The 12,881-nt window shown below is 60.5% G+C and carries 16 protein-coding genes and 1 tRNA gene; 7 read left to right on the forward strand and 10 right to left on the reverse strand.

What is annotated here, in order from left to right:
• Window positions 1–50 precede the first annotated feature (50 nt).
• Window positions 51–566 carry a 3-hydroxyacyl-[acyl-carrier-protein] dehydratase FabA gene (fabA, locus tag ACVTFQ_RS18130; RefSeq protein WP_018899123.1) on the reverse strand — a complete coding sequence of 172 codons (516 nt, stop codon included), beginning with the start codon at window positions 564–566 and terminating at the stop codon, window positions 51–53.
• Window positions 567–868: 302 nt separating this feature from the next.
• On the opposite strand from fabA, the gene irrA reads away from it, so the two are divergent.
• Window positions 869–1,288: an iron response transcriptional regulator IrrA gene (gene irrA, locus ACVTFQ_RS18135; RefSeq protein ID WP_026283115.1), complete on the forward strand. Its 420-nt coding sequence runs from the start codon at window positions 869–871 to the stop codon at window positions 1,286–1,288.
• Window positions 1,289–1,312: 24 nt separating this feature from the next.
• Here the strand turns inward: irrA and ACVTFQ_RS18140 are convergent, their stop codons facing one another.
• On the reverse strand, window positions 1,313–1,948 hold the full coding sequence (locus tag ACVTFQ_RS18140) for a trimeric intracellular cation channel family protein (RefSeq protein WP_111563053.1): 636 nt from the start codon (window positions 1,946–1,948) through the stop codon (window positions 1,313–1,315).
• Between the two features lie 114 nt (window positions 1,949–2,062).
• Here ACVTFQ_RS18140 and ACVTFQ_RS18145 point away from each other — a divergent pair, with 114 nt between their 5' ends.
• Complete coding sequence (locus ACVTFQ_RS18145; RefSeq protein ID WP_111563054.1) at window positions 2,063–2,545, forward strand: hypothetical protein; 483 nt, start codon at window positions 2,063–2,065, stop codon at window positions 2,543–2,545.
• A gap of 19 nt (window positions 2,546–2,564) precedes the next feature.
• On the opposite strand, the gene ACVTFQ_RS18150 is transcribed toward ACVTFQ_RS18145, so the two are convergent.
• Both ACVTFQ_RS18150 and ACVTFQ_RS18155 read right to left on the reverse strand, forming a co-directional pair.
• Window positions 2,565–3,350: a YdcF family protein gene (locus ACVTFQ_RS18150; RefSeq protein ID WP_111563055.1), complete on the reverse strand. Its 786-nt coding sequence runs from the start codon at window positions 3,348–3,350 to the stop codon at window positions 2,565–2,567.
• A 71-nt stretch (window positions 3,351–3,421) separates the two neighbouring features.
• Window positions 3,422–4,141 (reverse strand): YoaK family protein, encoded by a 720-nt coding sequence (locus ACVTFQ_RS18155; RefSeq protein WP_111563056.1) that lies wholly within the window; start codon window positions 4,139–4,141, stop codon window positions 3,422–3,424.
• A 119-nt stretch (window positions 4,142–4,260) separates the two neighbouring features.
• Here ACVTFQ_RS18155 and ACVTFQ_RS18160 point away from each other — a divergent pair, with 119 nt between their 5' ends.
• Window positions 4,261–4,857: a hypothetical protein gene (locus ACVTFQ_RS18160; protein ID WP_111563057.1), complete on the forward strand. Its 597-nt coding sequence runs from the start codon at window positions 4,261–4,263 to the stop codon at window positions 4,855–4,857.
• A 101-nt stretch (window positions 4,858–4,958) separates the two neighbouring features.
• Window positions 4,959–5,096 carry a hypothetical protein gene (locus tag ACVTFQ_RS18165; RefSeq protein ID WP_162718074.1) on the forward strand — a complete coding sequence of 46 codons (138 nt, stop codon included), beginning with the start codon at window positions 4,959–4,961 and terminating at the stop codon, window positions 5,094–5,096.
• Window positions 5,097–5,138: 42 nt separating this feature from the next.
• On the opposite strand, the gene ACVTFQ_RS18170 is transcribed toward ACVTFQ_RS18165, so the two are convergent.
• Together ACVTFQ_RS18170 and ACVTFQ_RS18175 are read right to left on the reverse strand one after the other, a co-directional pair.
• A tRNA-Ala gene (locus tag ACVTFQ_RS18170) sits at window positions 5,139–5,214 on the reverse strand.
• A 153-nt stretch (window positions 5,215–5,367) separates the two neighbouring features.
• Window positions 5,368–5,760, reverse strand: a complete 393-nt coding sequence (locus ACVTFQ_RS18175) for a TIGR02300 family protein (protein WP_018899129.1) — start codon at window positions 5,758–5,760, stop codon at window positions 5,368–5,370.
• A 257-nt stretch (window positions 5,761–6,017) separates the two neighbouring features.
• Here ACVTFQ_RS18175 and ACVTFQ_RS18180 point away from each other — a divergent pair, with 257 nt between their 5' ends.
• From ACVTFQ_RS18180 to rpsA, 3 genes are all read left to right on the forward strand, one after another.
• Window positions 6,018–6,671 (forward strand): FMN-binding negative transcriptional regulator, encoded by a 654-nt coding sequence (locus ACVTFQ_RS18180; protein ID WP_111563254.1) that lies wholly within the window; start codon window positions 6,018–6,020, stop codon window positions 6,669–6,671.
• Between the two features lie 68 nt (window positions 6,672–6,739).
• Window positions 6,740–7,390, forward strand: a complete 651-nt coding sequence (cmk, locus tag ACVTFQ_RS18185) for a (d)CMP kinase (protein WP_111563058.1) — start codon at window positions 6,740–6,742, stop codon at window positions 7,388–7,390.
• A gap of 168 nt (window positions 7,391–7,558) precedes the next feature.
• On the forward strand, window positions 7,559–9,259 hold the full coding sequence (gene rpsA / locus ACVTFQ_RS18190) for a 30S ribosomal protein S1 (RefSeq protein ID WP_018899132.1): 1,701 nt from the start codon (window positions 7,559–7,561) through the stop codon (window positions 9,257–9,259).
• 108 nt (window positions 9,260–9,367) lie between these two features.
• On the opposite strand, the gene ACVTFQ_RS18195 is transcribed toward rpsA, so the two are convergent.
• From ACVTFQ_RS18195 to ACVTFQ_RS18210, 4 genes are all read right to left on the reverse strand, one after another.
• A complete protein-coding gene (locus tag ACVTFQ_RS18195) occupies window positions 9,368–10,990 on the reverse strand; it encodes a hypothetical protein (protein ID WP_111563059.1) in 1,623 nt (540 codons plus the stop codon).
• Window positions 10,991–11,219: 229 nt separating this feature from the next.
• Entirely contained in the window at window positions 11,220–11,846 is a 627-nt protein-coding gene (locus ACVTFQ_RS18200) for a ribonuclease D (RefSeq protein ID WP_111563060.1), read from the reverse strand.
• A gap of 93 nt (window positions 11,847–11,939) precedes the next feature.
• Window positions 11,940–12,386, reverse strand: a complete 447-nt coding sequence (locus ACVTFQ_RS18205; protein ID WP_111563061.1) for a PACE efflux transporter — start codon at window positions 12,384–12,386, stop codon at window positions 11,940–11,942.
• 128 nt (window positions 12,387–12,514) lie between these two features.
• Window positions 12,515–12,724 (reverse strand): SlyX family protein, encoded by a 210-nt coding sequence (locus ACVTFQ_RS18210; protein WP_111563062.1) that lies wholly within the window; start codon window positions 12,722–12,724, stop codon window positions 12,515–12,517.
• Window positions 12,725–12,881 lie beyond the last annotated feature (157 nt).

The following is a 12,881-nucleotide window of genomic DNA, read 5'->3' on the forward strand; positions in this document are numbered from 1 at the left end:
CCTTTTCGTTTTTTCTAACTTGGAAAACCGGGCATGGATGCCCGGTGCAATCAGGCGTCTTTGTCCTTGGACAGGCCGACGCGCAGGTCGGAGGCCTGGTAGATGGTTTCGCCATCGGCCTTCAGCCAGCCGTCGGCGGTGCCGAGCACCAGGCGGCCGCGCATGACGCGCTTGAAGTCGATGCCGTATTCGAGGAGCTTCGTGGTCGGGCGGATCATGCCCTTGAACTTCACTTCACCCGTAGACAGCGCCATGCCGCGACCGGGCTCGCCGAGCCAGCCGAGGAAGAAGCCGGTGAGCTGCCACATGCCGTCGAGGCCGAGGCAGCCCGGCATGATCGGGTTGCCCTGGAAGTGGCAGGGGAAATACCAATCGTCAGGCTTCACATCGTACTCGGCGCGGATATAGCCCTTGTCGAAGGCGCCGCCGGTTTCGGAGATGTCGGTGATGCGGTGAACCATGAGCATTGGCGGCAGAGGAAGCTGCGCGTTGCCGGGGCCGAAAAGCTCGCCGCGGCCGCATGCCAGGATTTCCTCATAGTTGAAGCTGGATTGTTTCGTCGCCATGAAAACTCTAATTCCCCCCGCAACTAAGCTGATGGATGTGAACGTTTAATCCAAGTTCGACGGAAAATGAAGCATAAGCATGACTGAGCTTCACCCACGTCCAAGGACCGGCTGCGCGCCTTATTTGGTGGTCGCATACAGGAAGGCCAAGCCCCCGGCCAGCACTAATTACGCAAAAAGCCCGATTTCGCGGCGCTTTGACACCTGTTGTCCCCATTGAAACTATTGAAAGCCATTCGTGCAAAAGTTATATGGCTAAGGGAAACCTGATTGCGGGACGCTAGATTAGCTGGAGTTTATTGATGGCGGCTGAAGCCCCTCTTACCATTGAAGCAAGGTTGCGGGGCGCTGGCCTCAGGCCGACGCGTCAGCGCGTCGCGCTCGGCGACCTGCTCTTTGCAAAGGGCGATCGGCATTTGACCGTCGAGGAACTGCACGAAGAGGCTGTTGTCGCCGGCGTGCCGGTATCGCTCGCCACCGTCTACAACACGCTGCATCAGTTCACGGAAGCCGGCATGATCCGCGTGCTCGCGGTCGAAAGCGCCAAGACCTATTTCGACACCAATGTCTCCGATCACCACCACTTCTTTGTGGAAGGCGACAACGACGTGCTCGATATTCCGGTCAGCAACCTCACCATCGACAATCTGCCGGAACCGCCCGAGGGCATGGAGATCGCCCATGTCGACGTGGTGATCCGCCTGCGCCCCAAGCGCTCCTGATCAGCACCTGATCCAGATCGATTTTCACATCACATCGTCGGGATGCCGCCCGGGCTTTGCCTTGTAGGTCGGAAACGTCCAGCCGTAGTAAAGCGCGCCGCCGCGCACCGCGAATGCCGCAAGCACGCCAGCGGCCGATGCCACATAGAGCGGTAGTCCGAACTCATTGGCGCCGGTGAAGATCGCCGCGCCGACGAGTGCGGCGCTGATGTAGATCTCCGGCCTCAGCAACACCGAGGGCTCGTTGGCGACGAGATCGCGCAACACGCCGCCGAAGGTCGCCGTCAGCGTGCCGGTGACGATCGCGATGGTCGGCGAGCCGGTGGCGGCCAGCCCCTTGGCCGCACCCATGGCGCAATAGGCCGACAGCCCGACCGCATCGAGCCAGATCAGCAACCGGTAGCGCGATTCCACCATATGCGCGGTGAAGAACACCAAGACGCCGGCGGCACAGCAGACCAGGATATAGGTGGGGTTCAGAACCCAGAAGACCGGCACGCGACCGAGGACGATATCGCGCACCGTGCCGCCGCCGATGCCTGTGATGACCGCGAAGAACAGGAAGCCGATCAGATCGAGCTGCTTGCGCGAGGCGGCAAGCGCACCCGTTGCCGCAAACAGGGCAACGCCGGCATAGTCGAGATAGACGAATGGCGACATCGCGTGCTCCCATGGCGATCTTTCCCTCGAATAATCATGGCCGCAAGGGCGGCGCAAGGCGGATCAGCCAAACTCAGGAACCAATGGCGTCCTTATCCGACGAAAAGAGAACCTGTGAAAACGCTGCTGATCGCCTTGAACCTCGTTGCGGCCCTGGCCGTATCCACCGCGGCCTACGCCCAGCAGTCGCTGCTTCCCGATCCTGAGATTTACGAGAAGGATCATTTCAAGAAGCAATGCACCGAGGTCGAGTTCTCCGACGGTTTCGTCACCCATCAGGACATCAACAATGACGGGTTGGTCGATGTCGTCGTCAACGAGGGCGAAATGACCTGCGACGGCACCAAGGGCCCGCAGTGCGACGAAGACGGCTGCGTCTACAATTTCTATCTGCAGGTGGCCGAGGGCGGCTATTTCATGATCGCCACCGCCAAGACCTATGGCTACGATTTCGTGCAGCGCTTCGGCAACAAGGTGCTGGCCATGAAGATGCATCCGCGCTTCTGCGATCGGCCCGACGGCGATCCGAAGACGGATCCCTGCGTCATCACCACCCGCGTGCGCGGCACCAAGTTCGTCACCATCTCCAAGAAGTAGCGCCGGGAAACAGCCGGGGTCAGCGCGGATAGAGCTCCGAGGTGCGCCCGGCGAAATAATATCCGACAAGGCCGAACCATTCGCGGATCGCTGTTGCCATGTTCTGCGCGTTGCGACTCGGCTGGGTGAAGTCGAGCGCCAGGCGCTCGTGGCCGTCTGTCCGGTAGTCCGTCGGCCAGGGCGTCACGTCGATACCAAGCTTGCGGAAGATCCCGACCGAGCGCGGCATGTGATAGCCCGAGGTGATCAGCAGGCAATTGGAAAGCCCCTGGCTCGCCAGCAGGTCCTTGGTGTTGACGGCGTTTTCAAAGGTGGTCCGCGAGGTCGTCTCCTGGACCAGCCGCTCCTTCGCCACGCCGAACAGCGGGAAGAACCGCTCCGCCATGACCGCATCGCCCTCGTAGACACCAGACATCGACCCATCACCGCCCGAGACGAGAATGCGCGATTGCGGATATTTCTGCGCCAGCCTCAGCGTCTCGATGAACCGGTCGCCGCCGGCATTCATCTCGATCCCGTGCCTGGACGTATTGACCTCGTTCTCGAAGCCGCCGCCAAGCACGATCATGCATGTGAGCTCAGCCGGATCCTGCGGCTTGGCGAAGCGATCCTCCAGCCCCTGCAGAAGGTAGTTGCCCACAGTCGTGTAGAGCGTGAGGAAGAGCACCAGCGTGGCGCAGGCGGTCGCGAGCAGGCTGATGATGCGAAAGCGGATCAGTCCCGCAATCAGCGCGACCAGAATAAGCAGGAAAGCCAGCGACAGCGGCTGGCCGAAAATCCAGACGAGTTTCGAGAAGACAAACACGCGGGGGCCTCCGTTCCTGCATCGGTTCTGGAACGACGTCTAGCTGATTCGCGCTGACGATGGTGCGACGATCACTTCGCGCGCTGGACCGACGCGCGGGCGGCAGCGGACTGATTGAACCGCCGCTGCAGCGGCTTCGGGATCAGCAGCGCAGCCAGCGCGATCAGCATCGCGAAGGCGGCGACCACCCAAAGTGCTGAGGCACCCGCGACCTGCGTCAGCAGCGCGCCCGCTATGGCGCCGAGCAGCATGCCGAGCCAGGGTACGATCTGGATCGTCCAGTCGAGCCGCCGGTCGCCGATCAGAAAGCGGCCGATGCCGCGCCCGAAACGCGACAGCGCCCCGGTCACATAGGTGAGCCCGATCGGCAGTCCCTCGATATGCTCCACCGCGGCATTCACCATCCCCATGGAGGCGACGATCACGTAGAAGCGGGGGAGCGCAAGGCCGGGCTCGCTCATCAGCGAGGCACCCGCCAGCATCAGCCCGACGCAGCCAAGCACCACGAAAACCCGCCGTTCGGAGAAATGCGCAAGCACGATCCCGGCCGCGTTGCTGAGCACGAAGACGATGATCGCCGCGATCAACACGGCCGCATGCCCGAAGTTGCCTGCCCCAAGCGAGAGTGCCGCGCGCGTCGTATTCCCCGTCATGAACGACACGAAATCACCGCTCAAAACCAACCCCGTCGCATCCGTCATCCCCGCCAAAAACGAGATTGCCCCCGCGAGCACCAATCCGGTCGCGGTGCGCCTGGTGTGAATGATCCGCCGTCGTCTTTGTCGTGTCATGGATGAATGAGGCCGAGTATGTTTGTATCAAATGAGGCTAGCTTAGAGTCGGCGATCTTTGAAAGCAAACAGCATGCTTTCTAGTTAGACACGCCACTAAACCCTACAAAGGACAGCACATGCCCGCGAAAAAATTCGAAGGGTCTTTGGCAGACCATATTCTGATAAAAACTCGTAGTGTCACGCTGCTAACAGATACTCCCGAGGGCCGTGCTGAAATTGACAAACATAACAAGGAAGAAATCGGGCGCGCTTTGCACGAGAGCTTGGAGAAGCTTGGTGATCTGCTCAAGCATTACGAGATAGATCCCACACCCGACGATCAAAGCGCATACGTGATGCTTTCTTTGAAGATGGCAATGGAATTTGTTCCCGGCTTTAAGGTCAAGAACGTATCCACGCGTCGTCAAAAAGGTCGGCAGAAGATATGGGATCCGATAAAATACACTGAACTGCTCGCTGATGTGACGCTGCTAAAAAGCGAGAAAAACCGTTCGGATAGCGAAGCATGTTCGATACTGGCAACCTCGCCCAGGTTTGCAAGCCGATGGAGTAGCTTTGACAAAAGGACGCTCGAAAACCGTTTAGTCAAAGCCACCAACAAGGCGGAAAATCCGCTTATGGCGCTTTACGACGCCGTTAGGTCGCAGGTATCGCCGGAGCAATTTATGTCTATGTTCGTGGAGAGTTTCTCCATCACGGCAAACCAGCGCTGATTTGATGTGATAGGTTTTCGTCACATCAAATCAGACTGTCTTTTTCTGTGATATCCGTGCGTTTAAACCGATCATGTCATCTATGGTTGGGAAGCGCTTTAATGAAATCGAATGAACAATTTTTGCGTATTAAGCTGATCGGCTTGATCGAAGTCGCCGCGTCCGGAAAACTTGCGGTAACCTATCTTGCGCTAGCATCAGTCGCTGCAGGTGCCGGCAAGCTCATCGGACTTTGGTAGGCTTCTTTGCCCTTGACCAAGTCAATTTGATTGGGAAAAATTTGGTGGAGCTAAGCGGGATCGAACCGCTGACCTCTTGCATGCCATGCAAGCGCTCTCCCAGCTGAGCTATAGCCCCATCAGGGTGGACCGGTTTGTGCCGGGCCTGGGATGCTTCGCGAAGCGCTTGTCCTCGGGAAGTGGCGGCTTAATACGTGCGGTTTTCGCAGATGGCAAGCCTAAAAAATCGGCCCGGTGAATTTTTCTCGCCCGGGCCGATCCTTGTTCGAAATCAGACGTCTTCTTCGTCGCCGGTCACGCCGATGATGTCGCTCATGTCGTCATCGTCGTCGTCTTCGTCGGCTTCCAGGAAGGTATCGTCGTCGTCATCGCCTTCGATTTCGACGTCGTCGTCGCCCATGTCAGGGATATCGTCGCCGGATGCGTCGCCGTCTGCGTCCTCGAGCGAGACCAGTTCGACTTCCGTGCTTTCGGTATCGACTTCGGCCACTTCTTCCTCTTCCTGCGCGGCTTCAGCAGCGGCCGCAGCCGAGCTTTCGACGAAGAAGGAGAGCGGGTAGGTCTTGCCCGTGTAAGGAGAAACGATCGGGTTCCGGTTCAGGTCGTAGAATTTCTTGCCGGTTTCCGGATCGGTACGCTTGGTTCCAAGTTCAGCTTTCGCCACTGTTGAGCCTCGTGATCGTGAGAATGGCCGAACCTGAGTTCGGCAAATGCCGTTGAAACCGGCGTTCTGTTCGGAATTTATAAGCCGGTCCCCATAATCGTTGCGGGCCGCCATGTCAAAGCCTAACTTCACGTATCGCCAACGCAAGCGCGCGCCTGCGCGGCAGATGACCGGGCCTTTGCTTTGTGCTAGTGAGCCGCGAATACTCGATGGGCAACGTGACGCCGGCAGGTTCCGGCAGCAGACGGATGGGCGACATGTATCAGCCACCGCATTTCAGGGAAGACGATCTTGGCGTCCAGCACGCGCTGATCAGGGCGCATCCGCTCGGCCTCTTGATCACGACCGGCGCCTCCGGCCTGATGGCCAATTCCGTGCCCTTTCATCTCGATGCGGCGGCATCCGAGAAGGGAACGCTTCGTCTGCATCTGGCCAAAGCCAATCCGCAATGGCGCGATCTCGCAGATGGCGCCGAACTGCTTGTCGTCTTCCAGGGCGCCGACAGCTATGTCACGCCCTCCTGGTACGAGACCAAGCGCGAGACCGGCAAGGTCGTGCCGACCTGGAACTACGCCGTGGTGCAGGTCCGCGGCACCGCCCGCGTCATCGACGACGCCGATTGGCTCTTGGCGCAGATCACCGCGCTGACCACGCAGCACGAGACGCCACGTGAAAAGCCTTGGGCCGTCACCGATGCGCCGGACGCTTATGTGAAGGCGCAGATGAAGGGCATCGTCGGCGTCGAGATCGAGATCTCCGCCATCGAGGGCAAGTGGAAGGTCAGCCAGAACCGACCGATCGCCGACCGCGAAGGTGTGGCGGCGGGGCTCGGCGAAACGGCGGGCCAGGACGAGATGACGGATCTCGTGCGCCGCTATGGCGGCTTGCCAGAAGTAGGCAAAGAGATTTGAGACACCGGCCGATCGAGATCGGCCGACAGCAATGCCCTGAGAATATCGGGCGGGATAGAAAGACGAGCATGCCGACCAGTTCAGACCATTTTGTCATCGCCATCGATGGACCGGCCGCGGCCGGCAAGGGCACGCTGTCGCGCCGCATCGCCGAGACCTATGGCTTCCACCATCTCGACACCGGCCTGACCTACCGCGCCACCGCCAAGGCGCTGCTCGATGCCGGCCTGGCGCTGGATGACGAGGCGACGGCCGAAAAAATGGCCATCGAGGTTGAACTCGCCGGTCTCGATCGCGATATCCTCTCGAAGCACGAGATCGGCGAAGCCGCCTCGAAGATCGCGGTGATGCCGTCGGTGCGCCGCGCGCTGGTCGAGGCGCAGCGCAAGTTTTCGGAGCGCACGCCGGGCACGGTGCTTGATGGGCGCGACATCGGAACGGTGGTCTGCCCGCAAGCACCGGTGAAGCTTTATGTGACGGCATCGGCCGAAGTGCGCGCGAGGCGCCGTTTCGACGAGATCAAGGCCAAGGGGATCGCTGCCGATTTCGCGGCGATTTTCGAAGACGTCAAGCGACGCGACGAACGCGACATGGGACGGGCCGACAGCCCTTTGAAACCAGCCGAAGACGCGCACTTGCTTGATACGTCGGAAATGAGTATAGAAGCCGCGTTTCAAGCTGCGAAATCGGTCATCGATGCCGCCTTGAACCGAAACTAGGATTTGAGGCGTTCCGCCAGGCTTTGCCCTGACCGCCTTGAACGACAGCCTGAAATTCCGTCCAAGCGCCGGATTGCCTTCGATAAGAGGGCGGACGGGGATCAGGCTCATTCAACACGAACCAACCGGCGCATACGTGTCCAGAAATCCGGACACGCAGGAGATTTCATGTCAGTAGCTACTCCCTCTCGCGAAGATTTCGCGGCCCTTCTGGAAGAATCCTTTGCCAAGAACGATCTGGCTGAAGGCTATGTAACCAAGGGTATCGTAACGGCAATCGAGAAGGACTCCGCCGTTGTCGACGTTGGCCTCAAGGTCGAAGGTCGCATTCTGCTCAAGGAATTCGGCGCCAAGGCCAAGGACGGCACGCTCAAGGTCGGCGACGAAGTCGAAGTTTACGTTGAGCGCATCGAAAACGCTCTCGGCGAAGCTGTTCTGTCGCGCGAAAAGGCTCGCCGCGAAGAGAGCTGGGTCAAGCTCGAAGCCAAGTTCGAAGCTGGTGAGCGCGTTGAAGGCGTTATCTTCAACCAGGTCAAGGGCGGCTTCACGGTTGACCTCGACGGCGCGATTGCCTTCCTGCCGCGTTCGCAGGTCGACATCCGTCCGATCCGCGACGTTACCCCGCTGATGCACAACCCGCAGCCCTTCGAAATCCTCAAGATGGACAAGCGTCGCGGCAACATCGTCGTATCGCGTCGTACGGTTCTGGAAGAATCCCGTGCCGAGCAGCGTTCTGAAATCGTTCAGAACCTCGAAGAAGGCCAGGTTGTTGACGGCGTCGTCAAGAACATCACCGATTACGGTGCGTTCGTTGACCTCGGCGGCATCGACGGCCTGCTGCACGTCACCGACATGGCATGGCGCCGTGTGAACCATCCGTCGGAAATCCTGTCCATTGGCCAGCAGGTCAAGGTTCAGATCATCCGCATCAACCAGGAAACCCACCGCATCTCGCTCGGCATGAAGCAGCTCGAGTCGGATCCGTGGGATGGTATCCAGGCCAAGTATCCGGAAGGCAAGAAGATCTCCGGTACCGTCACGAACATCACCGACTACGGTGCGTTCGTCGAGCTGGAGCCGGGCATCGAAGGCCTGATCCACATCTCGGAAATGTCCTGGACCAAGAAGAACGTACACCCCGGCAAGATCCTGTCCACGAGCCAGGAAGTCGAAGTCGTCGTTCTCGAAGTCGATCCGTCCAAGCGTCGTATTTCGCTCGGCCTCAAGCAGACGCTGGAAAATCCGTGGGCGGCATTCGCTCGCAACCATCCGGCCGGCACTGAAGTCGAAGGCGAAGTCAAGAACAAGACCGAATTCGGCCTGTTCATCGGCCTCGACGGCGATGTTGACGGCATGGTGCACCTCTCTGACCTCGACTGGAACCGTCCGGGCGAACAGGTCATCGAAGAATACAACAAGGGCGATGTCGTTAAGGCTGTCGTTCTCGATGTAGACGTCGAAAAGGAGCGCATCTCGCTCGGCATCAAGCAGCTCGGCAAGGACTCGGTCGGCGAAGCTGCCGCTTCCGGCGACCTGCGCAAGAACGCTGTTGTTTCGGCTGAAGTCATCGCCGTCAACGACGGTGGCATCGAAGTGAAGCTCGTAGACCACGAAGACATCACCTCGTTCATCCGCCGCGCTGACCTCGCTCGCGATCGCGACGACCAGCGTCCGGAGCGCTTCTCGGTTGGCCAGACGGTTGACGCTCGCGTCACCAACTTCTCGAAGAAGGACCGCAAGGTCATGCTTTCGATCAAGGCTCTGGAAATCGCTGAAGAGAAGGAAGCCGTTGCTCAGTTCGGTTCGTCCGACTCTGGCGCTTCGCTCGGCGACATCCTCGGCGCGGCTCTGAAGAACCGCGGCGAATAATCGCCAGCCTTCAAGGCTTGAAGAATAAGAGAACCCGCCGGAGCGATCCGGCGGGTTCTTTCGTTTCTAAGGATTGGTCGTTGCGGCTTGCGCCCGTTCCGAGCCGAGCTATTCCCAGCCGACCATCCGCCGGTAGCGCGCATAGGCCTCATCGCTCGCCGGCGCCATCGGCAGGCCGGGACCCGGCAACATCAGGATAGGCTCGCCCATCTCATCGAGCATGGGTGCGGCGATTGCGGATTGCTGCGCGGCCATGAATGCGGCGTCGTCATCAACCACAAGCACCTGCTCCTCAAGCGTCTCCGCCTCGTTCGCACCATCCTGTTCGTCGCCATCCCCCTCGGCGTCTTCGTTCTCGTCGCCCTGGTCGATATTGCCGTTGTGGTCCTCGCGGTTCATCTCGCGCGAACCGGCATCGTCAGTCTCGTCCTTGGCGAAGTCATAGGGCTGCGGCGCATAGGGCACGCCCTCGATGACCTTCATCAGAACCGGCGCATAGGTCGCGTCGATCATCTGCCGCGTTGCCGATGGCGTGTCGGTATCCGCCTGTGCCGGCTGCCGCGCGGCCGCCTGTGCCGCCACGGCCTCCAGCGGCGAGGGGGCAGCCTGCGCTGTCATCGGCTTCGCCAGCCCGTTCGCCATCAGCATCTGCTCGGCGGGGCGCTTGAGATTATCAGGAATGTCGGCGATCAGCGTGTCGTCGAGCAGAACGTCGATATCGACCGCCGGCTCGACGTCCGTCGCCTCGAGCAGCGTCTCGGTCGCCTGATCGCGGATGATGACCACGATCATGTCGGTCTCGTCCTTCGACAGCGAAGCTGGAATGCCGACCCAGTTCTTCGGGATGATCGGATCGGCCTTGGTGTCGCGCGTGCTCGTCGGCTCGGCCGCGACCTCGGTTACTTCCGCTTCGGCTGGGAGAGCGGATGCTTCCGCTGCCACAGGCGCTTCCGCCGTTTCGTCGGTCGAAAGCGTGGCGCTTGCGGCGGTCATCGCAGCCTTCGGCTCCGCCCGCTCGGCGACGGGCGCCATTGGTGCGTCGTCGGTCACAACGGTCTGCGCGGTCACGTCGCTTTCGTGGCCGATGGCCCCGCTTGAAGCTGGTGCCGCCGCATTCCTGGCCCCAGCACTCTCGGTCGCCGCGGTCGCGGCGCGGGGCGTGGATGTGACCGTATCACGATGCAGGCTGATCTCCGGCCGCTGTTCCGGGCGCGTAGGCGAACCGTCGTTCTGGCTGTAGGACTTGAGAACGGCGCGTGTCGCGAGATCGCGATCCCTTGTGCCGATGGTTTCGAGATAGGCTGCGATGCGCGTCGCGGCGGGGCCGGCCGGGTTCTGTAGCGCTTCGGCAAGCAGCCGTAGCGGTATCGCGTGGCCCTGGGCCGCCAGCTGGCGCTCGATCATTTCGATCTTGGCGGCCGGCAGCTTCTGGATCGCGTCCGCCAGCCGCGACGCGAAGACCAGATCCGGCTCGTTGTCGTCGCGCGGCTGCGAAAGCGCTTCTCCGGTGGCGGTCAGCACATTGAGCAGCGCCTCGACCATACGGGCGCGAACGGCAAGCAGCAGGATGTTGAGCTTGGCGGTGGCGCCTGATGTCAGGTCCGGGCTCTCGACCTGGTTGACCGGCGCAACCGCGGTGACGCTGCGCACGATGTCGCTGACGCTCAGCGCCGAGGTGGAGCCCTGCGAGGGAAAGCTTGAGCTTGACGCTGCACGAACCGGAGACAACATGGCATGCTTCCTCTTTCGTAAAATGCGCTGAAGCAGGTTACAGGGGAGCCGCGTTCATCGGGCTGTTCGCATTCTCCGGCGATGTCGCGTGCCTGGAGGACGCTGCATCGCGCCACGGAATGCTCAGAAGTTAATGAGCATCCTAGTGATTCACCGTTAACGAAGCACTAATCATTCGGTGCGTGGCGGGACACTTAGGCTTTGCTTGGTGAGAAGCCGGCAAGCAATCTCAGCTATGCGCGAAAATATCCGTCTCGTCCCAGCCGAGCAGGTCGAGCTTGGCGCGGGTCGGAAGGAAGGCGAAGCATGCGGTCGCATGCTCGAACCGCCCGTCGCGAATGAGGCGGTGGGTCAGCTTGTCGCGCAGCGCATGCAGATAGAGAACATCGGACGCCGCATATTCGAGCTGCGCCTGCGACAGCGTCTCCGCTCCCCAGTCGGAGGATTGCTGGGTCTTGGAGATATCGACCTCGAGCATCTCCTTGAGATTGTCCTTCAGCCCGTGCCGGTCCGTATAGGTGCGGCAGAGGCGCGAGGCGATCTTGGTGCAGAACACCGGCGTCGTCGTCACGCCGAAAGCATTGAAGAGCACGGCGATGTCGAAGCGGCCGTAATGGAAGATCTTCTCGTGCGTCGGGTCCGATAGAAGCGCCACAAGGTTCGGCGCTTCCGTCTGACCGGCCGCGATGCGGATCACGTCGGCGGAACCGTCGCCCGGCGAAAGCTGGACGACGCAGAGCCGGTCGCGGCGCGGCACGAGGCCGAGCGTTTCGGTATCGATCGCGATCGCGCCGGTATAGCGGGCTGCATCGGCGGCGGAAATGTCGCCTTCGTGGTAACGGATCGTCGCGGCCATGCTGTCGTCTTTCGCTGAGTAACAATGTTCTGGCGCTATATAGACCCGAAAGCGGCGATCGCAAACCACGCCATTTGGCGCGGGTGGCGCCGATCAGCCGCGCACGGCGTCCGGCGCCTTCGTCTGCCAGTCCGGCAGCGGGAAAATCCGGTCATACGCCAGATTGAAGACGAAGGCGTAGACCAGATAGAAAAGCGCGAAGGACACGTCCATCATGAAAGCCTGCAGCAGGCTGACACCGAGATACCAGGCAATCAGCGGCAACAGCGCCACAAGCAGACCACCCTCGAACAGCACGGCATGCAGCACGCGTACAGCAAGGCTCTTCTTCGTGCCGCCCGTGAGGCGCTGCATCACATGGTCGAAGCCGAGATTGTAGAGGTAGTTCCACGCCGTCGCCACCGTGGCGCTCGCAACGCCGACGACGCCGATATCGGCGATCGGCATGCCGAAGGCGAACGCGCCGAGCGGCGTGATGATGGCGAGACCAATGAGTTCAAAGCTGATGGCGTGGCGGATACGGTCGGAGACGGATCTCATGAAATGCCCCTATGGGAATATGCCGGGTCGTCCCGAGTTTAAGCCCATACGGCGGAGGTCGTCCTCACGAGCGCTTATATAAGGATCGCGACATCGAAGCGCAAGGCTGTGAGGAAAGGCTGTGACGATCAGTAGTGCGGCGGCTTTGTGATCGCCGGTGCTTCCAGCGCTTGTTCCTCGAGCGAAAGGAAGCGCTCGGTCAGACGGTCCAGCTTGGCGCGCGTCTGCTCGACCACCTTCCACTGTTCCGTCAGCTGGTCGGACAGTTCCTCGATCGTCTTTGCCTGATGGGCGACGGTTTCCTCGAGTTGGGTGATACGATCGGTCTGATCAGACATCGGGCTCTCCTTGCCACGACCGGCCAGATGAACCGGTCATGTGATTGCGCTCTCCAAAGCGGAAATAGGCCGCAAGGTCAATCGTTTCGAGAGGGGCCGCCGCCGATTCACAAAGTGAACCGTTTGGTTACTAAAAGCCCTTGCCGCATCTTTTTTT

The organism is Rhizobium sp. O111 (genome assembly GCF_055616315.1).

Excerpts from the sequence above, each read along its gene's own strand:
- cmk (WP_111563058.1), top strand. The coding sequence starts at position 6,740 with ATGCCGACCAGTTCAGACCATTTTGTCATCGCCATCGATGGACCGGCC.
- ACVTFQ_RS18200 (WP_111563060.1), bottom strand. The coding sequence starts at position 11,846 with ATGGCCGCGACGATCCGTTACCACGAAGGCGACATTTCCGCCGCCGAT.
- ACVTFQ_RS18180 (WP_111563254.1), top strand. The coding sequence starts at position 6,018 with ATGTATCAGCCACCGCATTTCAGGGAAGACGATCTTGGCGTCCAGCAC.
- rpsA (WP_018899132.1), top strand. The coding sequence starts at position 7,559 with ATGTCAGTAGCTACTCCCTCTCGCGAAGATTTCGCGGCCCTTCTGGAA.
- ACVTFQ_RS18210 (WP_111563062.1), bottom strand. The coding sequence starts at position 12,724 with ATGTCTGATCAGACCGATCGTATCACCCAACTCGAGGAAACCGTCGCC.
- fabA (WP_018899123.1), bottom strand. The coding sequence starts at position 566 with ATGGCGACGAAACAATCCAGCTTCAACTATGAGGAAATCCTGGCATGC.
- ACVTFQ_RS18205 (WP_111563061.1), bottom strand. The coding sequence starts at position 12,386 with ATGAGATCCGTCTCCGACCGTATCCGCCACGCCATCAGCTTTGAACTC.
- ACVTFQ_RS18155 (WP_111563056.1), bottom strand. The coding sequence starts at position 4,141 with ATGACACGACAAAGACGACGGCGGATCATTCACACCAGGCGCACCGCG.
- irrA (WP_026283115.1), top strand. The coding sequence starts at position 869 with ATGGCGGCTGAAGCCCCTCTTACCATTGAAGCAAGGTTGCGGGGCGCT.
- ACVTFQ_RS18160 (WP_111563057.1), top strand. The coding sequence starts at position 4,261 with ATGCCCGCGAAAAAATTCGAAGGGTCTTTGGCAGACCATATTCTGATA.
- ACVTFQ_RS18165 (WP_162718074.1), top strand. The coding sequence starts at position 4,959 with ATGAAATCGAATGAACAATTTTTGCGTATTAAGCTGATCGGCTTGATC.
- ACVTFQ_RS18140 (WP_111563053.1), bottom strand. The coding sequence starts at position 1,948 with ATGTCGCCATTCGTCTATCTCGACTATGCCGGCGTTGCCCTGTTTGCG.
- ACVTFQ_RS18195 (WP_111563059.1), bottom strand. The coding sequence starts at position 10,990 with ATGTTGTCTCCGGTTCGTGCAGCGTCAAGCTCAAGCTTTCCCTCGCAG.